This window comes from Sodalis sp. RH19 (assembly GCF_047324215.1).
Taxonomy (GTDB): domain Bacteria; phylum Pseudomonadota; class Gammaproteobacteria; order Enterobacterales; family Enterobacteriaceae; genus Acerihabitans.
In genome coordinates this window covers 755,184-779,485 of the sequence record NZ_CP178734.1, presented here as the reverse complement: position 1 = coordinate 779,485, position 24,302 = coordinate 755,184, and the positions used below count along the sequence as shown (strand labels likewise).

The following is a 24,302-nucleotide window of genomic DNA, read 5'->3' as shown; positions in this document are numbered from 1 at the left end:
TTTTAACTTCTATGCGAGAGAATGCTTTATATCATAACCTAAAAAACCCATCGATTAATGATGGGCTTTTAACAATTGGCAAATGCTTAAGCATTATAACCGGTAGGATTTTTTTCCTGCCAGTTCCAGGTATCTCGCATCATGCAATCAAGATCCCGGGCAACCGACCAGCCGAGCTCTTTTTTAGCCAACGAGGCATCAGCCCAAAACGCGGCCAGATCACCCTCCCGACGCGGCACGATATCATAAGGTATGGTCTTTCCGGAAGCTTTCTCAAAGGCATGTACCATCTGCAGCACTGATGAACCCACCCCTCCGCCAAGATTATAAGCTTTATAACCTTTAATCTCTGCCAGATGATCCAATGCCTTTAGGTGCCCGTCGGCCAAATCCATAACATGGATATAGTCACGTACACAAGTGCCGTCTTCGGTGGGATAGTCATTGCCAAAAATCTTGAGTTTTTCCTGGCGCCCTACAGCAACCTGGGCGATAAAAGGCAATAAATTATTGGGAATGCCGTTTGGATCCTCACCAATTCGCCCGGACTCGTGGGCGCCCACCGGGTTAAAATAGCGCAAAGCAATGATGGAAAACTGCGGTTCAGCCTTGGCAAAATCTGCCAGCACCTGTTCAACCATCACTTTTGATGTACCATATGGGCTGGTAGTGCCTCCGATCGGAGTAGTTTCGATATAAGGCACCGGCGCATTTTCGCCGTAAACGGTGGCGGAAGAGCTGAAGAGAAAATTATGCACGCCGGCACGCCGCATCTCTTCCAACAATACTAGCGTACCGGAGACATTATTCTGATAATACTCCAGCGGCATGCGGGATGATTCCCCTACCGCCTTGAGACCTGCAAAATGGATCACCGCGCTAATGTCGTGATCATCGAATATACGCTGCAGGCAATCGGGATCGCGCACGTCTCCCTGGTAGAAAATAATATCTTTATCCGCCAGTTCAGATACGCGATCAAGAGATATCTCGGAGGCGTTGCAGAGATTATCCAGCACCACCACGTCGTCCCCGCGCTCGAGTAACGACAATACCGTGTGAGAGCCGATGTAGCCGGCTCCTCCCGTGACAAGAATCGCCATACAATCTCCTTGGATAACTTTAAGTGCAGCTAAGCACTAAATTCTACAGCAGGCTTTTGATCTTCTCGCGGAAATCTTTGCCCCATTTCTCGTTACGCAGGCCATAGGTAACAAACGCCTGCATATAGCCCAGCTTACGGCCACAGTTAAAGCTTTTACCGGTCAGGTAAAGCGCATCTACCGGCTGATGATTCACCAGGGAGGCGATAGCATCAGTCAATTGGATGCGGCCCCAGGCGCCCGGCTCGGTTTTTTCCAGCAATGGCCAGATATCCGCAGATAGTACGTAGCGCCCAACCGCCGCCAAATCTGAATCAATTGTGCTCAGGTCTTGGGGTTTTTCAATAAACGACTGAATAAGCGCATGATCACCAGGTTCAGAGACATCCTCATTACAACTGATAACAGAATACTCGGGCAGATGCTCGCGCGGCATGGACTGCACCAACACCTGGCTATGACCATTTTCATAGAAACGTTTAACCATAGAAGCCAGGTTTTCGGTACGGTTGTTATAGGTAGAATCGTCCAGCAGGATATCCGGCAACACAACCACAAACGGTGAATCGCCCAACATTGGCTTGGCCGACAGGATAGCATGGCCCAACCCCAGCGGTTCACCCTGACGCACATTCATGATGGTCAGGCCTTTGGGGCAGATCGCCTGTACTTCGGCTAACAAGGTGTTTTTTACCCGCGCTTCGAGTAATGCTTCCAATTCATAAGAGGTATCGAAATGGTTTTCAATGGCGTTCTTGGAGGCGTGCGTGACTAATACTATTTCTTTAATACCTGCCGCCGCGCACTCTTCCACCAGATACTGGATCATCGGTTTGTCGACGATAGGCAGCATCTCTTTAGGAATGGCCTTGGTTGCCGGTAGCATATGCATACCCAGACCGGCGACGGGGATAACGGCTTTCAATGTTTTCATTCAATAATTACCCATAATATGAGAAGAGACATGACTCGTTGAACTTTGTAACAATCATAGCACCAGATAACTGGTAATGATTACTCGGTTCGTAGGATATTCAGCAGCGCTGCTGTTTTTTCACGCATAAGCTCGGTATTGCCTCTGCTCTCGACGTTTAGCCTTACCACTGGTTCGGTATTGGAACTGCGTAGATTAAATCGCCAGTCCGCATACTCCACACTGATGCCATCCGTGTGATCAACACTAATCGCACCTTTTGAATATGCGTCTAATACGCGTTGGATAGCCGGTTTAGGATCTTTGATAGAACTATTAATTTCACCCGAAGCTGGATAGGCCGACATGCGGTCGTTAACAAGTTCACCCAGGGTTTTGTTTTTGATATTCAGCAGTTCTGCAACCAGCAGCCAGGGGATCATGCCGCTGTCACAGTAGGCAAAATCGCGGAAATAGTGATGTGCACTCATTTCTCCGCCATAAATGGCGTCTTCCTTGCGCATACGCTCCTTGATAAAAGCATGCCCGGTTTTAGACATTACCGGCGTACCACCCAACTTCGATACGATATCGATGGTATTCCAGCTCAGGCGGGGATCGTGGATCATCTTGCTGCCGGGGTGTTTTTCCAGGAATGCTGCGGCCAAAAGGCCCACGATATAATATCCTTCAATAAAGTTCCCATGCTCGTCAAACAGAAAGCAGCGGTCGAAGTCGCCATCGAACGCGATGCCGATATCCGCGTCAGATTTTTTTACCGCATCGGTTGTATCCTGCCGGCACTCCGGCAAAAGTGGATTAGGGATACCATTGGGGAAATTACCGTCCGGCTGGTGATGGACTTTAACAAAATTCACCGGCGCGCCTGCATGTTTGAACCGTTGCTCAATTGCGTCGATCACATGCCCTGCTGCACCATTGCCCGAATTGATGGCTAACGTCATTGGACGGGTAAAATTGGCCAGGTCGATATACCCCATCAGGTGATCGATATATGCCTCAAGGATGGATATTTGCTGGTAGCTGCCACGTCTATCCGGTTCGACCGACGCAAAGGCGTTTTCTTCAGCCAAGAGTTGGATATCGCGCAGGCCGGTATCGCCACTTATGGGACGAGAGTTTTCCCGTACCAGTTTCATACCGTTATAGTTAAGTGGGTTATGGCTGGCGGTGACTTCTATGCCGCCATCGACGCCTAAATGAAAAGTCGCAAAATAGATTTCCTCTGTGCCGCTGACACCGATATCCAGCACATCGGTACCCGAATCACGCAGGCCGTTGGCTAATGCCAGTTTTAACGACTCGCTGGTCAGGCGCACATCACCGCCCACTACCATCGTTTTTGGTTTAAGAAATTCTCCGTAAGCACGACCGATACGATAGGCAATATCCTCATTAAGCTCATCGCCCAGTTTTCCACGGATATCATAAGCTTTAAAGCAGGAAAGCAGCGTCATAAATCCCCTCAATGATTATCAAAGACTAGAATGATCTTTTATTCGTATAATATCATCTTCACCCAGATATGAACCTGACTGAATTTGCAACAACTCTAATGGGGTTTTCGATAGATTTTGTAGCATATGGAAGGAACCAATCATGATAAAAGTAGATTGATATCCAATTAGTATTGATATCCAATTAGTCGAAAGGTTTTATCTTTAAGAGTTATACTCTTTGCACCAAAAAATACTACCCCAATACTCGGCGCGATGATGCATTTGCGAAGAGAACATACACCCAGGTTTTAAAGAGATAATATTAAATTGAAAGAATTCTGATTAATATTATATCGCTGCTGCTCCATTACGCGATAAGATTCATGATACAGGGGGCATTCACTATAGATATTCAGCTTAAGATATTCAACGGTTTTCGAGACATCCTGGATCATAGACTTACCGACAATAAGAACAGCATATCGGCATTTACACTAATCAGTTTTTCTACACCAATAGCTAGCGGTTACAATTTTTTCATTACTATTAATGTAACAATTATAAGGATTATTGCGCCGAAAATTCGGGCCCTCCTGGCTGTATATTTGGTGCGATTTTTTGTGATTCACGCACCAATCTTTATCCTTTAGTTATACGAGTATTCGCTCGCATCCGTAACTAATACGGGTTTCGACAATCTCCCGGATCCGCATCGTCAGTACCCAGTCATCACGGCAAGAACGATAATTATAAATCAAGGACTTATGCGAATCACTTGGCAGGCACGACAATCATCTATCCGGTAAGCATCAACAAAAAATTGACAACTTAGCTCTTACCTGCCAGGCCTTAAAAAGCTTTCATTTAGTACTTTCTGCAGTACCTTATTGTATTCTTGTCTAGGCTGAGGTAGACAATAAGCCGTTTTCTCGCTAATTGAATTTTTCCAACTAGCACAAGCGCCACAGCTCGTCCACGCCCATACCACCGAATTCTTCTTCCATCTGAATAGAAAAAGCTAGGTAGCTATAGAGAAGCCCATCTTGGGATACATTTCATCACTAGTAGTGTGCCGCCCTCCGCCAGTTTCAATGCAAAAGCTTTTTTTTCCTCAGTTAACTTCAATTAACTCGGATTTTTCTTACCCGGCACCTCTTTTTTCTCTGAAATAAGAGGTAGAAAAATCCGATTTCGCTGATCTGGTTAAATGAAAGTGATCAATAAAACCTTAATCTTCAATAACTTAACCACTATAAGAGTCAATTTATTAATCACCTTATAATTATCAACTTTATTATAAATGTAAGTAAAAATCATAGAATGTTTTATTGCTAGAAATACTTTTTGAGCAATCGATTTTATAGCTCAGCTTATAAATCTTGATATCGTCAGCAAGCAATTTTTTGTTATCTTCATCATTAAACTCATTCATTAGCAAAGACATTAATAAATCACGATTATCACCTAAGCAGGGCAAAGCATCGATATCTTCTTTAACATCATCAAAAGACAAATATGCTATTTTGATAATATAATCAATTAAAAAATAATCTATCAACTTTGTTTCATTTTTCCAATATTCAAAGAAACATTCTCTCAAAAATGAAATTAGTTTATATTGGCAATTTGCTGACATGCAGTAACCTGTCCATTTCCCATGGGAAATATGAACCTTATCCTCAGGTCTATTACTTTTAAGAGTACAGAAATTTGATTCAAAGAAGGCAAGAGGCAAATCATTTAGACAAAAAATTGTGGCATCTAACCAAAGTCCACCTCTTTCGTGAAGCAGACAACTTCTTAATATATCAGAAAAATGCGTTTTCGATATTATCCCAGACTCGTATTTACCCACAATATATGATGGGATGGATACATAATCAGCATAATTATTATCTGTAATAACAACCACTTCATGGCCCCTAGAGGAACTTCTAATGCTTCCAATGCATTTTTTTACAAGGGCTGGCGCAGCATCCTCACCTTGAAACCAACATATCCAAATTTTCTTCTCATTTGAGAAATGTCGTATACTTTTCGAATCGGGTGACAAAAAAGAACTCAAGATATGTTTGAATTTGTGTTTCAATTTATTTACAATTAGCTTATGTTTAATTTCCAGTAGAAAATTGATTATTTTTTTAGACGCAAGGCATTTTCCATTCTTTAGTCTTTCGGATATAATATATATTAATTTTAAATTAATTTTGAAAAAAAAATCTCTCATGTAATACCTCAACTAATAAACCCCCAATGAGTATAATTCAGCGTTAATATCAAACAATACCCAACTTTCTTATTTTATCAATAAACTTTAAGATGGTTGAAATATTCTTTGTAGTGAAATATCAAAAACCAAGCTTAGCAAAAATAATAACATTTACTCTACTTTATAAAATCTATGATAGTAATAAATACCTGATGTTTCGATTAACCCAAGAGCGGCGGATATTCCTAGCATGTGATTGAACTGCACACAAGACCCGAAAATCCTCTGTTCTCATGATTTCCCACAATCAGGCTCGTTTAAACACATTGGGGCTGATCATGCTCAGTTAGTCATGTAAAAACCATCGACTACATATGAATTGCGTGCCTTTTATGTCCGCCTCAAAACATAGGTTGCTGCCGTATAATCCTTCATTTGCTGTTTTTGGTTTTTTAGGATACACCATCAACATATTAGCACGTTGCCATAGATTCCTTTCGTAGACTGCCACGCGGCCAGTGTGATGACGGACATCCGTTTTGGGCAAGGGCTATAGCTGTAATAACAAGCTGTTATCACGCATCACGCGCCATACTCGGTTTGTGTTCACCCCCCGTAGACCTTCCTGCTCCAAACGGCGACGCTGATTCGCCCAGATGCGCCGATAGCCATAACTCGGCAGGTTGGCCACTTCGGCACAGGTACGACCAATAATTCGACGTCATCCTGAGACCACTTTTGCGGCCATCTTGCCAGTAACGATAAAGGGAGAGCTGCTCACATGACACACCCAGGGCTTTACTCACTGACTTTACTCGTCGTCTCCGGGCAATAAGGGGCCGAGCGCAATCCATTAATGGGATGGTTCGCCCCGCCCCCGTGTATAATTTTGGGGTTACGCTAATTCACTAATGAGATGCATAACGAAAAATAAACCGATCCCGGATATTGTTCATTTAGGCATTGATGTTGGTAAAAATTCCTTCCATATCGTCGGCCTTAATTCGAGCGGTAAACCTTCACTCCGAGCAAGGATGACAATAGAACGGCTTATTGATTTTTTTTCCCCGCTCGTCATCAATGACGATTGGGATGGAAGCCTGTCCAGGTAGTAATTGGCTTTCAAGAAAGGCAAAGCATACGGACATGTGGCTCGAATCGTCCCCGCTCAATTTTTAAATCCTTTCGTCAAATCAAACAAAACCGATATTGTTGATGCTGAGGCCATCGCCGAAGCCATTTCACGTGCGACGGTGCGCTTCGTTGCTCTAAAAACTGAGGCGCAGCTTGATCTAAAGTCCTTCATTGGGTTCGGCAACGTCAGGTTTTACATCAAATATCTGTTATAAATCAGGCTAGGGCATGTTTACTTGAGTACGGCATTACTATTGGTACTGGTGCGAATTATTTAGTCCGCGATGTGCCGGATAAACTGACAGATGAAAACAATGAACTCACACCTGCCATGCGAACCATTCTTAACGAGCTTTGGAAGGAATATAAAGCTATCGAAGAACGTTTACTGCTCTTACGTAAAAGAATTGAGCAGCATCCCTGGTTTTGAGTCCATATATCCGTGCACCTCTTCCCGCTTAGGCTGATGATTTCCGCCGACGCTGATATTCTCTTGGTGAGCGATATCCCAATGCGCTGTGCGGGTGATATTCGTTGTAATGTTAGAACGCTAACGACAGGTTTAACACTGCCGTCTGGCTGTCCGGTTTTGGCATCATGCCGATATAATCACGCTTCATCGTCTTAACGAAGCTTTCTGCTACACCATTACTTTGTGGACTTCTGATCGCGGTCGTTCGGGGCTCCAGGCCCAGCATTTTAGCGAAGCTCCGGGTTTCATCGGCACGATAGGCCGAACCGTTATCCGTCAGCCATTCGAGGGGCGCTGTCGGCAGGTTTTGCCCGAACCGGCGTTCAACTGAGCGTAGCATAACGTCCTGTACCGTATCGCTGTCATAACCGCCGGTGCTGGCCGCCCAGTCCAAGGCTTCCCTGTCGCCACAGTCGATGGCGAAGGTGACCCGCAGCTTTTCGCCGTTATCGCAGCGGAACTCGAAGCCATCCGAACTCCAGCGCCGATTGCTTTCGGCCACCGCCACCCGGCCTGTGTGACGACGGGTATCCGGTGTGGGACGGGGTTTCGACTCTAACAACAAGCCGTTGTCACGCATCACGCGCCATACCCGTTTTGCGTTCACCCTCGGCAGACCTTCCTGCTCCGAACGGCGGCGCAGATTAGCCCAGATGCGTCGATAGCCATAACTCGGAAGGTCGGCAACTTCGGCACGGATGTGTTCCAGTAATTCGGCGTCATCCTGATGCCGCTGCATGCGACCGTCCTGCCAGTCAGCCTGCCGATAACGATAAAGCGAGAGCTGCGCATGCGACACACCCAGAGCTTCACTCACTGGCTTAACTCGTCGTCCCCGTGCAATAAGGGTCCGTGCGCAATCCATTTTTTTGCTTTGCCGTATTCTACTTCCTCCTTAAGCATCTAATTTTCAATGGTTTTCTTACCCAGGAGACGCTGGAGTTCACGGATCTGTTTCATGGCACTGTTTAACTCAGAAGCCGGCACAACTTCTTCGCCGGCAGAGACCGCCGTCAGGCTGCCATCCTGGTATTGCTTACGCCATTTAAAGACTTGATTAGCATTCACATTATGACGACGAGCGACAAGAGAAACGGAGCTTCCTGGCTGGAAGGTCTCCTGAACGATGGCGATCTTCTCCTGCGGAGTGCGACGACGGCGTCGCTCTGGCTCAGTAAGAACAGTACCCATGATTTCGCTTTGACCAGTCTTGAACATAGTTCCAAACCTACCTCTTATTCTAGGCGGGTCAAAGTGTATGGATCATCAGGGGGCTAATACAATCCCAGTGCAGACGTTACTGCAACTAAACTAACTTCCATACCCTTTATTGGTATATTAACCGCAACAGCAATCACTGCTTTTGCCGGAAATGGTAACCAGTTTAAATCTAGTCACGATCTTGCTGCCTTGTTGGGGTTAGTCCCGAGAGAATACTCTACTGGTGGTAAACAGCGATTGCTGGGCATCAGCAAACGCGGAAACCCCTGTCTTCGGAAATTACTTACCCATGGTGCCAGGACAGGCCTTTTGAACCTTGATCGCACGAGAGATCGATTGGGCGCATGGATAGATAAAATGGAGGCCAGAGGTATGCACCGAAATAAGGTGATCGTGGCACAGGCTAACAAACTTGCACGAGTGCTCTGGGTCGTATTAACCCATAACGCGACATTTTATCTACCACAAGTGCGGTAAATATAGTTTTATATCATCCATCTATAAAGTTTGCAGGGTTTACCTGATGACAAAACAGTGACACGATGGTCAGTAAATGTGGGGCAAAAAAGCAGCATCCGTAGCCGATCCATTTGATAAAAACTGAGCATGCCTATCCCATCATGACCTTTCCGTCAAAAGCGGGCTGACTCGTGAGAGGTCGGATACATTTACGCAAACTGATTCGGTCAAAGACGGACATGCAAAACATGAGCGAACCAAACAATTTTTGCTTTGCCGTATTCAACCGCCTCCTTGAGGACCTCATTTTGCAGGTTTTCTTGCCCTAGAGACGTTGGAGTCGCAGATTTATTTCATGGCATTGTTTAACTCAGAAACCGGCATAACTACTTCGCAGGTAAAGACTGCCGTCAGGCTGACGTTCTGGTATTGCTTACGCCAATTAGAGATCTAATAAGCATCCACATTATGACGACGAGCGACAAGAATAACAGAGCTTCCTGGTTGGAAGAACTCCTGAACGATAGCGATCTTCTCCTGCGGAGTACGGCGGCGACGTCGCTCCGGCTCAGTACAAACAGTATCCTTGATTTCGCTTTGACAAGTCTTAAACATAGATGTAATTCTAATAGATTTAAGCCTAAGTCTAATTTTAGACGCGTCGAAGTGTATAAATTATCAAGAGGTTAAAACAGCAAATAATATGAACAATAATTTTTTTAGCTGATTCACAGTGTCGTCATGCGTCAATATGCTGCTGGTAGATTCGGGTGTGCCGCTCTTTCATAATCAAATTCGCTCTGGAATGGGTAAAAAAAGCACTTCGTATCTGTTATCAATTAATAAGGCAATATATACTATAATTTATAATTAAGTTGAAAACTGGTATACCTAACGCGATTTCCTTTTTCAATCGTCAAAATTTATCGGTTGCTGAAGAATATTATTCTTTCGCGATCTCACTTAATTTGCGCCACAAGAAAATTATTATTTCGGACACTCATCTTTTTAGATAAAATTATCAAACCACGATTTCTTAATTAACTAATTGGAACATTTCTTTTTCTATAATTCAAAATATAAATAAATACTCGAGGCGATGATATTAAAATAAAGGCAGCAACAAATGTTTTAATACTTAATCTGGACATGATTTTTAAAAGACCAATAAGGGATAGTCTTTTTTTGCAGGTGTTAATACCGTCATATGAGGAAGATTCATTTGCATAATTTTTAGCGATAAATCGAGCCACATCTATGATTACTGAATACTCATGGACTAAAAGCAATTGTTTATCACTTTTGTTTTGTAATGCAGGCGATACTAATTCCTTAGTCAAATCTAAATACTCCAACCTCGTAGTAGCTTCCAAATATGATTTTTTTGTTAAAGATTGAGGTCGTTGGATATAATAGTATAATGGTTCACAAGTTGAAAACAACGAGGCATTATTAAGGAAAATCTTTAACAAAACCTCATAATCCTCAAATGCTTTTTTCTTTATATCAAATCTTACATCATCAAATACATGTCGTTTAAATATTTTATTCCATAAAAAACCAGGAATTTTTCCTTCTAGCATTTCCAAAATAACTTGATGGCCAGTTAAAGCCATTCGGGAAGTTCTTATCGGATAGATCGATTTATATTGACCATTATCATTTTCCTTGAAGAAAGCACATTGAGCAACATCAACGTCTTTTTCTTTTATTAAATAAATTAATTTCTCAATCAAAGTATTTGCAAAATAATCATCCGCATCAAGGAATGCGAATAAGTCACCGTTTGCATGATCTAATAAGCTATTTCTTGCAGCTGAAACGCCAAGATTAGTCTTGTGTTTTATTACAATTATTTTTATTTGTGGGTGACTCGATCGAAAATTTTCAATACATTGTAAAGAGGCATCCATAGAATGGTCATCAACAATGATCACCTCTAAATTTTTATAAGTCTGGTTGATAACGGAAAGCAGACCTCTTTCTATATATTTCTCCGCATTAAAAACAGGTATCAATATACTTACAAGTAAATTTTGAGAAGACATATACCCACCTAAAACAACAATCACAAAAAAGGATTAAAAACAAACAAAGCTACTTACGTATGATTTTATAAAATCTTTTTGAAAAATCCCTCATCTCATCGGTGAAAATAATAAATAAGATCCAACTAACTATAAGCATTTCAAAAAAACGTTGGACGCCAATACACAAAAATTTATAATAAGAATCAGGAGCAGAATTATTGAATAAAGGTATTTTTGAGACCACATAAATAGTGCACAATGAAATTATTATATACTTGGCAAGATTAATCACATAAATGCTAATTTTCTGAGGCATAAATTCACGGTATAAGAAAAATGGTTTCCATATAATAACTATCAACCCCATACTAATAAATGCACCTAATGGAATCCCAATTACGCCCCAAATTCGCCCACAGATTATCATTACTGCCACATTAATTATAATTTCAGTAATCGGAGCCCAGATATCTTTAAACAATCCGCACGCGCCAAGAAATTCATCATTTGTTTTTCTTATAATCATTATGAAAAGGTTTAAAATAATAAATAACTTAATGTTAGTATCAAGAATAAATTCATTCCCAACCCATGAGCTTATAAAAATATCTATTGTGATAAAGCAAGTGAAAACTACTGATGTCGCTAGCCAAAACCGAGAAACCTGCAATTCCCAATACACTTTCAACACACGTGAAGTATTTTTTTCAGCCACAAGGTTTCCCACAGCAGCATTGGTGCTATCGAATAAGCTTGATAGTAAAGTCACTATCGAAGCAGAAATAATAATATAGTTTGAATATTTAGTAACCATATTTAACGAGGAAAAAAAGTATACGAAAACATTTGCGGTGTTTTGTAAAATCAATGTGCTAAATTTATGAAAAAAAGCTTGCTTTGCTTTCGTGAAAATAAATGCATATTTGTGTGATAGCTCTTTGCCTTGTTTAACAACACTTGTAAGGTTGGGGTAAATTCTTTTTATTTTTAAGTTTAAAAAAATAGAATATGAGGAAAGGAAAATAAGCTCCAATATAATCCAAAGATAAATGCTATCGCTTATATAATTAATAGCTAGCATTTGAACAGCGATTTTAGCAAGTCTTACATTATTATATATACTTATTTTTATATAATTTTTTTGGTCAGCAACTAATAACACTTCTTTATAGTTTACAAAAAAACCGAGCAACGTAGTAATTAAGTAAGTAAGATAAACAGTTAAAATAGCAGTGGAATCAAAACCACTATTTTTAAAGAAGAATAACACACCTATGGCTAATAGAATCCCAAAAAAAATTATGATATAACCTATAAGTCGATATATATAACCAAATACCGATACAATCTCATTTGTTTCTTCTTTATTCCTTTCCAATAAAGGTTTATAAAGAGCAAAGGCGATTACCGAGGCAAATCCCATCTCAGCTAAATTAAGGAACCCGATAATGTTCAGCATCGTGGTTGTTAAACCAACAAAATCCGAACCTAGCTGCTTTATAAAAAAACTTCGTGAGTAAAATGTCACTAACAATATTATAAGATAAAAAAATAAACTTACTCGAGCGTTTCTTATTGTATTTCCAAGTCTAGATTCATTCATAATTTATTCCGTTTGGAAAATCTGACGTGCTATATTAACCAATCATCTACTATAACATTTGCGGCAATTTTGCGGCAATAATGATTTAATTAAATAAAATTTTTCACATAAGTTAATATATAATTTAGATAAATAACAACATTACATTTGTCAGATATTGATTCTGAGAAGTCACAACATTTATCGTGCTGTTTATAGTTTCATGTTAATACTTATCACTTTATTTATATATTGTAAGACGACTGATTTTTTCTTTATGTCAGAAAGGATAAAAATATATTATCTGGCATTTATTGAACGTGTGATATTATATAAATTCTAGCAATCTAAAAGCAATGCAAATAGCTAAATGAAAACATAGCTATTAAAACAATCAAATCATATTGTGCTTATGTAAATATTGACTTAAATTTGTTTAATACGAATTGATTTCTTTAAATTGATACTTACATAAATTCATTTAATACACGTTCAAGGCTTGCATAAGATTCAAGTTGATTGAATTCTTTTTCAATTTTTTCTCTAGCATTAGTGATTATTAATGAATTTGAATCACCAGATTTAACTATTTTTTCTATAATATTTGCAATACATATAGCATTATTTTCAGGGGCCAGCCAGCCTGTAACCTTATCTTCAATCAATTCAGGAATCCCACTATGATAAGTAGAAATAACAGGAGTACCTACAGCCATCGACTCCATCAACGCGACAGGTATACCTTCCATATCGCCATTTTCAGCAGTCCGAGAAGGTAACAAAAAAAGATCTGCTTCGTTCAAATAAGCCATTATGTCTTCCTGTGCTTTAAAACCTAATAGCTTAACATCATTTTTAAGATGTAATTTATCTATTTGCTCTTGTAAATTAGACATCAGAACTCCACTACCTATGACTTCGTAACTAAATTGAACACCACGAGCCTTTAGGATAGCGCAAGCTTCTATTGCTATGTTAATTCCCTTTTTATCCTCTAATCTTGCAATAGTAAGAATTTTTAATTTCAAACCTGGCGCGCGTATTTTTTTTAATTTAAAGTTTTTTGGATTAATACCCATTCTGATAACCCGGATTTTATCAGGTTTGCAACCCAATGTAATAAGTTTATTTCTCCAAAGATAGCTAACAGGCAATAAAATTTCGGTATCATCAAATAACCTTATATAATCATCATGATACAAAGATAACACATCAGCACGGGAAATATCTGCCCCGTGAAAGATTGTTGCTATTTTTCCGTTAAAAAGTCCTAGTTTCCTTAGCTTATTTGCAAGTACACCAGAAAACCCAAAATGGACCAAAAAATAATCCGCATCAATCTTTTTATTATTTAATGCCATAATGCTTGGCAAAATGAGATTTTTTGAATGTATTCCAAATTGTCTTGAACTCAAAGCATCGCGGACTAAATATTTATAAAAATTAGATGCCACTATTAAGCTCCGCATCACAACCTTAAGTATTTTATTCTTATTTTCTCGAGGTAGTAAAAAGGTCGTTTTAGATGCTAGTTTATAATTAACAAAATCCTTGTGTGTATTAATAAAATCTCCAGGAAAAACAGCAATGATATTAACATCGTATCCATGATCAATAAAATACGTTATTTGGTTCATAACAAATGTTTCTGAAGGAACAGGGAATTCCATAACAAAAAAAACCAGTTTCATCCTCACCTCTAATAATTAAATGACAATAAGGTGCTTAGATAACACTAATAAGATATCAAAAAAATGCAATTAGAGCTAGCATTGCGCATCTATTTAGTTGTATAGACTACATATATAGTGCTAGAAAAACATTTTACACACGTATATCTAAATACTTTTTCATCTAATGTTAATGTTGTATTACTAGAATTTTGTTCTAATTTGATTAGTTGCCTCTCACCGCCAGGATAAAAAATATTTGCTTCATTTATGCTCCTCCCTTCATTAAAATGATAAGTGATAGTACTAGCTTGCACGCTTTTAAAATCCCGAGTAATTGCTATAACACCTTTATTTAAGCCCACTTTAAATCCATACACTTCATTTTTATCAACTTTAGTTACATTTACTGGTAGTATTGATAAGGCGCCATCACCAAAAATTGAAGTAATTAAAGCCAATTCTTGCCCGTTGGATGTTAAAAGAACTTGTCGATTTTTTGTTGTCGTTAGGCCTCTTGGCTCCTGTTCAATACTTCCCCAGCCGGGGTACCAAAATACTTTATATTGTTCTTTTGAATGCCAATTATTTTTCAATGCCCAATGGAGAAGTGGTATATATACTCTACTAATAAATTCAGGACTAGTTGTATAACCTAGTTCAGTCTGCCATAGTCCCATTACTTTCCCAGTTGCGATATATTTCTTAAATAAAGTGTTATATCCTCCTAAATTTCGATAGTGTACATCTAATATATCTGTGTAAGATATAGCGTCATGATAATTTAGCGTCTCCTCATATTCTTTTAATGAATTAGATGCTGGCCACCCTCCAAAAACAACTTTTGCTTTATTATTTCTAATGATGTTTGCAGCAGGAATATAAATTTTATCAATAAACTCATTCTGGCTAGCTAACCAATAGCTTGCCTTTTTCGTCGGCTCATTCCAGACCTGAAAATATTTGATATTATATGGTGGCTTTGTATAACGTTCAACAGCCGCTCGCACAAACGCAAGCCAGCGAGAATAATCTTTAGGAGGAGAACCTGCGGTATGTGGTATGACTCTATCCCAATCCGGCGTATATGCTAGCAACGGTAAAACTTCAACACCTTCGGAATGTGCCCTTAAGACTTTTTGGTCAAAATTATTCCAATTATAATAACCTTTAGTCTTTTCAATATTTGCCCACGATAAATCTTCTCGAACCCAGCCTAACCCTAAAGTAGCAGCAGCCTGTCCAGGAGGAAGATAATTAGCAGAGTTGAAGTCCTTAAAAGTAATGCCGTCTGCAAATGGAATTTGGATACATATTAGGAGTGAAAAGTAAAAAAAAAGCATTTCCGCATAAAATTATCCTAAACGTGTAATTAAAGCATTCGCTATAAAATCCGTAAAATTTATAACATATAGCGGGAAAATATACTTTGTCTAATAGGCTTGCTTATTAATAAAACCCTGAATATAGTGAAGAATACGATTTTTAAATCTAGAAAAACACTCCAAGCGCGTATATATTCAAGATCATATTCAATCCTCTTCTCCATTTTTTCAAGCGTATCAGTCTCACCTCTCCAACCATTGATTTGAGCCCAACCGGTTATGCCAGGCTTCATTTTATGACGGAGCATATATCCAGGTATTAATCGACGATATTGTTCATTATGCGCAACAGCATGCGGCCGTGGACCAACGATAGACATATCGCCTTTAAGGACGTTGATAAACTGTGGCAATTCGTCAAGAGAGGTTTTCCTTAAAAAACCGCCAACTGGAGTTAATCTGGTATCATACTTAGTTGCCTGAACAACATTTGCGCCATTTTCCATAACAGTCATAGATCTAAATTTCCATATTTTAATTGGTTTGCCATCCATTCCGTAACGCACTTGCTTGAATATTACCGGACCAGGAGAACTTATTTTTACAACCAATGCAATTAATATTAATGCAGGTATTATTAAAATCAATATAAAAAATGAAAGGATAATATCTTCTAACCTTTTTAACACCATATTAATGCCACTCATCGGTGTATCAAAAAGAGATACTACAGGAGTGCCATTAACTTCCTCGAATTTTGATTGCAATATATCAAAAGTAAAAGTATCTGGTATAAACATTACAGAGCAAGTAGAGTCTATTAATTTACTGAGTAATTCTTTTATTTCATCTTCTTGGTTCATTGATATTGCAATATATATGCGATCTAGCAAACCCTCTCTTGCATCAGCCGCAAGTTGGCTAAAATCACCTCGATAAGTAAGATCATGTAAATCAGTTAAAACTTCAGTATTATAAAGACCTACAACTTGGAAACCTAGCCATGGAGCATCTATAAAACTTTTTGCCAATTTGATACCACTGGGAAGGCTTCCGGCGATAGCTACTCTGCGAGTATTATATCCTAAGTTTCTTAAAAGCCCCGTGACATATCGAATACAAGTTCTTGAAACCAGCAAACCAATAAATACAGCAATATACCAGTATAAGAATAAGCTTATTTGATTTCTATCATTTGTATAAAAAAATAAAATACCAGTGTTAAAGATAAAACTAATTGTCCAATTTTTTAATAGTAATTTAAATTCAGTAGAGATTTTTACCCCGCGCCATGAACGATAAAAATCGGTCATACCACCTATCATTTGAAAAATGACCAAGACCATTAGTGCCATTAACAAATAGCTATTGTCAAAAGCCATTTTGCTCATTGCACACGCAAAATCCAGACCAAGAAATATTATAAAAATATCAGTGAAGCGTTGAGCCATTGATATCAGCGATGCATTTGTTGGCGTTCCGGCTTTATTTAAATGTGCCATAATTTATCCATACATAATCAATTTTTCGGAGTTTAAATGACATCATAATCAGTTGTATGAATTATTGAAGCAATCAATGTTTACATCCTCATTTATTAGCATATCGATATAAACTATTATTTACGAAGTAAATTGCGTTAACCAAACTTTTGTAGGTATATTCTTATATTTAAATAAGAAATGTACGTATATTTACTTATATTTTCTTGTCGATTCTTTTAGTTCTAATTTTTTTAAAAATTACATCTGATTATTAGTATATATATTTTTTCTTAAACAATTACATTTCAAATCTATTCCATATTTAATAGGTTTAGTTGAATATCATCCCATTTAAAGTAGCACTTTAAGTATAAATATTTACTTAATTCGAGTGATTATCATAATATTTACGAAGGGATATTTTTTCAAAATAAATGGCAACCAATCATTTTAATTATTACGAAATATGTTCCATTTTTCAGTTACATAGTCCTTTAATTCATTTTTAAATCTTAACGTACTAAATTTTTCCGCATTTTGTCTACAGTTAGTAGCATTAATGATTCCATAATTCTTTTCAAAAGATTCAATTGCAGAAATGATCGATTCACATGTTTGTTCTTTGAAAAAAATCCCTGTAGGAAATAATGACTCCAGGCCATTAACAGTTTCTAATGCCCCACCTTTAGCAAATGCTATTACTGGAGTACCACAAGCCTGTGCCTCAACTGGAATTATTCCGAAATCCTCCTCAGCAGCGAATATAAAACCTTTCGCTTTTGTCATTTTCTCTTTAAGGATATTAAATTTTTGATACCCTAGCAATTCGACATTTGAACCTGCTGATTTTTTTATTTTGCTAAATTGTGGTCCATCTCCAATGACAACAAGCTTTTTATCTGGCATCATTTTAAATGATTCAACAATTAGATCTATTTTTTTGTATGGCACCATTCGTGAAGCTGTGAAATAATAATCGTCTTTTTCATTTTCAGTCTCAAAATCCTCAATAGCGACATTTGGATAGATAATATCAGCTTTTCTACCGTAAACCTTATTTATTCTTTTAGCGATATATTTTGAGTTAGCAATAAAATAGTCAACTCCATTAGCAGTTCTGTAATCCCATATTCTGACTTTATGCAGCAACCATCGCGTAATCCAGCTTTTAACACCTTTTTCTAAGCCTGACTCCTTGAGATACTGACTTTGAAGATCCCATGCATATCTGATTGGAGAATGACAATAACATATATGCAGCTGATTAGGGCCTGTAATAACTCCTTTCGCCACTGCATGGCTACTGCTTATGATAATATCATAGCTTGAAAGGTCGAGTTGTTCGATTGCCAACATCATTAAAGGTAAGTAATTTCTGTATTTTGTTTTCGCATAAGGTAAATTTTGAATAAATGTCGTATGAACTTTTTTATTCCTGATTATATAACGATCATCCGTGGATAAAAAATCTATTGTACTAAAAAGATCACAATCTGGAAATGTATCGATAATTGCAGAAAGAACCTTTTCTCCTCCTCCACAGACGACCAACCAATCATGTATTATCGCTACTTTTGCGTCAATCATTCATTTTCCTCAACTTGATTGTGTAATTCTAAATACAATTTATTAATATTTTTTTCATAGTTATCATAAGTGAAATCATCCTCGTTAAGCAGATAATTTTTACTTTTTTTTAAGATGAGCCCGTTAATTAATTCAGATATATTATCATTCTCATAATCAAACGTAGCAAAGTGTTCAGTTAATGACGCCATCTCTTTTAACCCCCCCTGATTTGTAACGAGACATGGTAGACCCGCAAACGCTGCTTCAATTATTGAAATTGGCGCATTTTCATACCATATAGAAGGGAGTATAAAAATATCAAAATTTCTAATCAGCTTATTAAGTTCAACCCTTTCAATATACCCATGAAATATTATATTAATATTTTTATTTAATTTTAAATTAGTAAGATTTTCTAATTCTGGGCCATTACCAAATATATGCAATTCAATGGGATCATTAAACTCCTTATGTAATTTCAGTAAAAAACTTTCAACACCCTTTTCTTTAGATAATCTCCCAAAAAAGACTAATTTTATTTTATTTTCTTCCTTTTTTGGTTCACCATCAACTTTAGGTATCAAATCAGAAGGCGTTAAAGAAATAGGATTTCTGATGACTTTTATTGGTATACTTATGCCATAATTGTGAAAAACATCTCGCAAGAAGTAACTTGGACTAATTATTGTATCTATAACAGATGCAGTTTTTAAAAGTCCATAATTAAATTTATGTTGAAATAATTTCAAAGTCGAATGAATTATTGACCTATCGTCAAACTTATTTCTATAAGAGATATTATTCTTTTTTTCATCAAAATTTCTCCTTATTCCGCCATCAAAATATTGAAGGCCGCTATTAGGACAAATGAGATGATAATCGTGAGCTGTAAATATAACTTTAAATTTTTGCTCTCTTTTAACTTTCCTTAAGGCATATAGAATACTAGGAGTTAGATAATGGTAATAATTATGAATATGAATTATATTAGGCTGGAATTTCTTCACTATTTTTTTTAAAGCCTTATAATTTTTTAAAGAAAAAACATAAGCGAAGGCTGATATTTTTGAATCACTGTAATACACTTCATTTTCGAAACCTAATTTTTCGCATGTTGAAATTGTATCACGGAAAACCGATTCTGCTCCCCCACCTTCATATTCATCTGAAATATGTAGCACTTTGATTTTTGCCATTTTTACCTTCATTCTTATGTTTATAAAGAATACTCTTGAGAAGTGGAAATCTTTTGTTGATAGTATGTTTTACAAACATTTTGAGAGTGTTACTACTGTAATTATTAAAAAGCTCTTGCAGTGATATATTCTGATTTCTATTTATTTTATCTTGGAAAAAAAGGCTTGATCTATTTCCTTTGCTCAAAAAGCAATCGTATCGTTGAAGAAATAATTCATAACCCATTTTTGCTTTTGGTGAAGTACTGATACGCCCTTCTTCATGATCGATATTAAGTTGATACGTATGGCAAGGTAATTTAAAACCTGAACCGATGGATTGCGTCAAGCGCACCCAAGCGTCATAATCTTGCCAAGCTGGAAGTGATTCATCGAAGCCATTTATCATTCTAAAAGCCTCAGTTTTGACAAAAACTTGGTTACCTACATAATTTCTATTGAATAAATGACTAAGCTCTATTTTTCCAGGTTGATGAGGCTGTCTGTAAATTCCCGTTTTGGTTTTTGTTAGTTGCCCAGCACAAAGGTAAGCATATTCTGATAACTCCTTTGCTTGAACAAATGTTTCTATCCTATCAGGTAAAAACTCGTCGTCATCATCTAATCCTGTTATATATTCTCCATCGGCGATCTGGATCATTCTATTCCTTGAATGACATGCCCCTCTCGAACTTTCATTCCGAAGAAGGATCAAATCTGAGAAGCTGTTTTTATATTTTTCATATATCTCTTCGTAATTCTTATCAGAGCCATCATCACATATTAGTACTTGTAAATTTTTATAAGTTTGCCTTTCTACGGATGCTAATGCTCTATCTAGGAAATCAGGGCGATTATAGGTTGGTATATAAATGCTAATCGATTTTTCTGCAGTCATCAGCAATTCCTTAAGAGATATGATTGATTATCTCTACATTTTTTTTCTTGAAATATTTAACATACGCCATGCCAAATAATATAAAAAATGGCACCATCTGCGCTGGCGTAGTGATACGATGTTCCGTAGCGGCGGAAAATACACATGTCCATAAAGAGAGACTCAAAGCTTTAGATAAACCAGGGTTGAATGACTTAATTTTGACAATTTTTTTATTTATTTCTGAGAAAAGCAATACGTATAATGATATGCCTAATAGACCTAATTCAGCCATTATATCTAATAAGGAGTTATGTGCATGCGAGTCTGAATGACGAGTGATGCCGCCCTCTTTAATCGCATATATATGTGGTACCACATTTATATATTCATAATAAAGATCATCATAACTCCCAAATCCCAATCCTAAAAGCGGCGAATGTAAAAAATTATCATAAGCCCGTGGCCAGAGATAATACAACCGATCAACAAAGGTCCCCGCACGTTCGAATTTAACATTGACGGACGCAGTGAAATTTGCTTCCGGGGACATATATTTTCCACTATCGACCCATGCTGGATAAGTTATATTTACAATTACTATTTGTAGAGCAAAGAAAATTGCTATTACTAGGCCTGGTCTTTTAAACTTAAATATTGAATATGCTAAAGCTCCAAAAATCGCGAGGATGCTTCCTCTTGAATCACTCATATAAAGTAGAAAACAAAAAGCTAATGTACAGCCTAATAACACTAATTTGCGGTTAACTAGATATAAACCTATTGCCATAGAAGCCATAACGGAATAGAATCCTCCAGCGGCATTATGAGATACAAATAAATAATGATGGACTCCTGCATTCTCGGCTTCAGTGGGAATTAGGATATATGCAGGGATCGAAATAACAAGAAATAAAACTAGTATTTTTTCAAGTAAACTATTTATCTCAAAATTGATTTCATATGGTAAAAATATAAAAACTAATAGGACTAAATAAGTAATAAAAAAATTCCCATCTCTTCTATAAAAATCATATTCACTAAAAGATGATGGGTTATAGGTTAAGGTTGAAAATATGATATAGATAAAAAGGCCTAAAAGATAAAACTCAATCTTTTTAAAACGTAATCCATGATCTCGATAAAATATCTCTATAAGAGCTAATGGTAAAAAGAGTAGGACAGTTAAGCTGAAAGGCACATAATTTGTGACTGAACATATTAGCGAAAATAATATTATATAGCGTATAAAAATTTTCACATTTTATCCTCGCAACCTCAATACATCAAGGCTTGGAATCATTTTCAGTCTACTAGTTGCGTCAAGTTTGGTGTACGAAAATGTCACTTTCATTTAATCAGACCCTATGTTTGCTTTTTATTATTTCAGGCAATTTCGTATTTATTTTAAAATGTTATAAATCCTTGCCATCACTGTCTTTTTTAGACTGATAATCATATTCGTAATAACCATAACTTTCATTACCATAATAGCTAGCAGCACGTTTCATTACAACGTTCAAGATGACACCTTTGATCATAATTCCATTCTGTTCAAATCGTTTTAAGCTTGCTTGTACTTGTTTCACGGTATTATCTTCAAATTTTGCTACTAAAAGTGATGTCCCACAGAGGCTGCCTATTATCGCACCATCGGTTACAGCCAGAATAGGAGGCGTATCTATAACAATAATATCAAAATGTGTTTCAGCCCATGCAAGTAATTCAGCTAATCTTTTTCCCATGAGCAACTCTGATGGATTCGGAGGAACTTGACCTCGTGTTAAGATTCTTAAAGTTTCTACATTTTCAATACTTTGTAGTCCATCGCCATTGGCAGCAAGACCAGATAGAATTGTTGAAAGCCCTATTTTGTTGCTTAAATTACCGAATGATTGATGAATAAAACCTTTTCTCAAATCACCATCTATGAGTAATACTTTTTTGCCTGTTTGCGCAAGTACAACTGCGAGATTCGAACTGACGAATGATTTGCCGATAGAAGGGCTTACCCCAGAAATCATTAGAGCCTTGTTTTTTGCTTCCATCATTGCAAAATGTAAACTCGTCCTAAGGCTTCGGATAGCTTCAACGGCCAGATCAGTTGGATTACCTAGTGCCAAAACTTCGATCTTTGCATTCTTATGGCGTTGGCTAGCCAGCCTTAATTTCTCATCATGCGATTTCTGCCATTCTGATAGTGGTATACTTGCATAGACATTCATTCCTAGTGCTTCTAGTACTGCGGGTCCTTCGATACCTCGATGGAATGCTTTTCTAACTAAGCACAATGCAATAGCAACTAAGAAGCCTAAAAATGTGAACAAAATTATTATAATTGCCTTTTTAGGAGATATTGGCGCAAGTCTTGTCATTGCTTGATCAATGATCCTAACATTGCCCACAGCGCTTGCTTTTGCAATTTGCAATTCTTGTTCTTTATTAAGTAATTGCATGAAAACTTGTTGTCCCACTTCAACGTCGCGAGTCAATGTTACAATTTCTTGTTGTGTTTTTGGCAATCCCGATATGCTTTTATTGAGCTGTTCCTTTTCGTCTGAAAGGATCTTTTTCTTTTCTATAAGGGCCTTATAAGCGGGATGATCTTTTGTGTATAGTTTAGATATATCCGTTTCTTTAAAAGTCAGTTCATTAAGTTCTGAGTCGAGTTGTACTATCGTATCCAGTAATGATTTTGACTGTAATGACATGTCGACAGAATTATTCGTTTGACGAAAATCGTTCAGTTTATTTTCTGCGACTGTCAAACTATTTTTTACAATAGGCATTTGCTCATGAATAAATTCCAGACTTTTTTCAGCCACCTCTGTCTTTCTTTGAACATTTTGCAGGACATAATTTACTGAAATGCTATTCAATACTTCAGTGGCTTTTTCGGGATCAGAGTTATCGTAGCTTAACCCCAACATTCCCGTATTTTTGCCTTTATCTGCAACAGTTAATGCACCAAGTAACTCATTGTATATGTTTAGGAAATGGCGTTTAGTTAAAACAAATTGCGCACCAGCAGAGGCATTGATATTGTTTATATTAAGCACTATCCCTTTCGAGTGCACCAACTCGTCCTTATTTCCATATAGAAGTATTTCGCCATCTTTTTCTAATGTATATCTATTTTTATCTAGGACCTTTATTATAAAAGGCTGATTAATATAATTGTCAGGTACAGAAAAAGTAGCAATACTCACTGAATCGTTATTCGATTTTGATAATTTTGCGAACCATCCACCTATTATGGGAGGTGAATATTTTCTTTTTATCTCATCTTCAAGATCTAAATCTTTAATAGTTTTACCTATTACTAGCCTAGATTGCACTAAGACTGTTTCAGTATCGGAAGTCGGCGCTGCCCCTCCAGGAAAAACGCTGTTCAAATTATCTAAGATGGAAGATTCCGGTGTTCCCTCAACCTGAATTAATGCATCAGAACGATAAATCGGGGTGACAAGAACGCAATACATAATAGCTAAAATCGCGAATATTATGGTAATCGACAAAATGAGCCATTTGTTATCAACTAAGGTGCCGAAAATTCGCCCTAAATCTATCTCATCAGGGTTATCAGTGGATAACGCCAGTTTATTAGTGTCACTCATTA

At 37.5% G+C, this 24,302-nt stretch carries 16 protein-coding genes and 3 pseudogenes; 2 read left to right on the top strand and 17 right to left on the bottom strand.

Annotated features, from left to right (window positions below):
- Positions 1-86 precede the first annotated feature (86 nt).
- From galE to ACL2XF_RS03530, 5 genes are all read right to left on the bottom strand, one after another.
- Positions 87-1,103, bottom strand: coding sequence for a UDP-glucose 4-epimerase GalE (gene galE, locus ACL2XF_RS03550; RefSeq protein ID WP_413728015.1), 1,017 nt, complete (start codon positions 1,101-1,103; stop codon positions 87-89).
- A gap of 43 nt (positions 1,104-1,146) precedes the next feature.
- On the bottom strand, positions 1,147-2,037 hold the full coding sequence (locus ACL2XF_RS03545; protein ID WP_413728014.1) for a sugar phosphate nucleotidyltransferase: 891 nt from the start codon (positions 2,035-2,037) through the stop codon (positions 1,147-1,149).
- A gap of 80 nt (positions 2,038-2,117) precedes the next feature.
- Positions 2,118-3,494 (bottom strand): phosphomannomutase CpsG, encoded by a 1,377-nt coding sequence (gene cpsG, locus ACL2XF_RS03540; RefSeq protein ID WP_413728013.1) that lies wholly within the window; start codon positions 3,492-3,494, stop codon positions 2,118-2,120.
- 18 nt (positions 3,495-3,512) lie between these two features.
- Positions 3,513-3,662, bottom strand: coding sequence for a hypothetical protein (locus ACL2XF_RS03535; RefSeq protein ID WP_413728760.1), 150 nt, complete (start codon positions 3,660-3,662; stop codon positions 3,513-3,515).
- A 1,108-nt stretch (positions 3,663-4,770) separates the two neighbouring features.
- Positions 4,771-5,703, bottom strand: a complete 933-nt coding sequence (locus ACL2XF_RS03530) for a capsular polysaccharide synthesis protein (RefSeq protein WP_413728012.1) — start codon at positions 5,701-5,703, stop codon at positions 4,771-4,773.
- A gap of 1,097 nt (positions 5,704-6,800) precedes the next feature.
- Here ACL2XF_RS03530 and ACL2XF_RS03525 point away from each other — a divergent pair.
- Positions 6,801-7,034 (top strand): hypothetical protein, encoded by a 234-nt coding sequence (locus tag ACL2XF_RS03525; protein ID WP_413728011.1) that lies wholly within the window; start codon positions 6,801-6,803, stop codon positions 7,032-7,034.
- A gap of 249 nt (positions 7,035-7,283) precedes the next feature.
- Here ACL2XF_RS03525 and ACL2XF_RS03520 read toward each other — a convergent pair.
- Positions 7,284-8,482, bottom strand: a pseudogene (locus ACL2XF_RS03520) (IS3 family transposase); the annotation flags it as partial.
- Positions 8,483-8,608: 126 nt separating this feature from the next.
- Between ACL2XF_RS03520 and ACL2XF_RS03515 the strand changes: the two are divergent.
- A pseudogene (locus ACL2XF_RS03515) lies at positions 8,609-8,989 on the top strand (transposase); the annotation flags it as partial.
- Positions 8,990-9,421: 432 nt separating this feature from the next.
- Here ACL2XF_RS03515 and ACL2XF_RS03510 read toward each other — a convergent pair.
- The 11 genes and pseudogenes from ACL2XF_RS03510 to ACL2XF_RS03460 all read right to left on the bottom strand — a co-directional run bounded on the left by ACL2XF_RS03510 (position 9,422) and on the right by ACL2XF_RS03460 (position 24,300).
- The gene (locus ACL2XF_RS03510; protein ID WP_413728010.1) at positions 9,422-9,586 is read right to left on the bottom strand and encodes a transposase; all 165 of its coding nucleotides are present in this window, start codon (positions 9,584-9,586) and stop codon (positions 9,422-9,424) included.
- A 425-nt stretch (positions 9,587-10,011) separates the two neighbouring features.
- Positions 10,012-11,019, bottom strand: coding sequence for a glycosyltransferase family 2 protein (locus ACL2XF_RS03505; RefSeq protein WP_413728009.1), 1,008 nt, complete (start codon positions 11,017-11,019; stop codon positions 10,012-10,014).
- 49 nt (positions 11,020-11,068) lie between these two features.
- Positions 11,069-12,604, bottom strand: coding sequence for a hypothetical protein (locus tag ACL2XF_RS03500; RefSeq protein WP_413728008.1), 1,536 nt, complete (start codon positions 12,602-12,604; stop codon positions 11,069-11,071).
- 446 nt (positions 12,605-13,050) lie between these two features.
- The gene (locus ACL2XF_RS03495) at positions 13,051-14,274 is read right to left on the bottom strand and encodes a glycosyltransferase (RefSeq protein ID WP_413728007.1); all 1,224 of its coding nucleotides are present in this window, start codon (positions 14,272-14,274) and stop codon (positions 13,051-13,053) included.
- An 89-nt stretch (positions 14,275-14,363) separates the two neighbouring features.
- Positions 14,364-15,596 (bottom strand): hypothetical protein, encoded by a 1,233-nt coding sequence (locus tag ACL2XF_RS03490; protein WP_413728006.1) that lies wholly within the window; start codon positions 15,594-15,596, stop codon positions 14,364-14,366.
- A gap of 90 nt (positions 15,597-15,686) precedes the next feature.
- Positions 15,687-17,080, bottom strand: a pseudogene (gene wcaJ / locus ACL2XF_RS03485) (undecaprenyl-phosphate glucose phosphotransferase).
- Positions 17,081-17,512: 432 nt separating this feature from the next.
- Positions 17,513-18,649, bottom strand: a complete 1,137-nt coding sequence (locus ACL2XF_RS03480) for a glycosyltransferase family 4 protein (RefSeq protein ID WP_413728005.1) — start codon at positions 18,647-18,649, stop codon at positions 17,513-17,515.
- Positions 18,646-19,827 (bottom strand): glycosyltransferase family 4 protein, encoded by a 1,182-nt coding sequence (locus ACL2XF_RS03475; protein WP_413728004.1) that lies wholly within the window; start codon positions 19,825-19,827, stop codon positions 18,646-18,648. Before ACL2XF_RS03475 ends, ACL2XF_RS03480 begins: the two co-directional genes overlap by 4 nt.
- On the bottom strand, positions 19,793-20,704 hold the full coding sequence (locus ACL2XF_RS03470; RefSeq protein ID WP_413728003.1) for a glycosyltransferase: 912 nt from the start codon (positions 20,702-20,704) through the stop codon (positions 19,793-19,795). Before ACL2XF_RS03470 ends, ACL2XF_RS03475 begins: the two co-directional genes overlap by 35 nt.
- 10 nt (positions 20,705-20,714) lie before the next feature.
- On the bottom strand, positions 20,715-21,944 hold the full coding sequence (locus ACL2XF_RS03465) for an O-antigen ligase family protein (RefSeq protein ID WP_413728002.1): 1,230 nt from the start codon (positions 21,942-21,944) through the stop codon (positions 20,715-20,717).
- A gap of 154 nt (positions 21,945-22,098) precedes the next feature.
- Positions 22,099-24,300 (bottom strand): polysaccharide biosynthesis tyrosine autokinase, encoded by a 2,202-nt coding sequence (locus tag ACL2XF_RS03460; RefSeq protein WP_413728001.1) that lies wholly within the window; start codon positions 24,298-24,300, stop codon positions 22,099-22,101.
- Between the last annotated feature and the right edge of the window lie 2 nt (positions 24,301-24,302).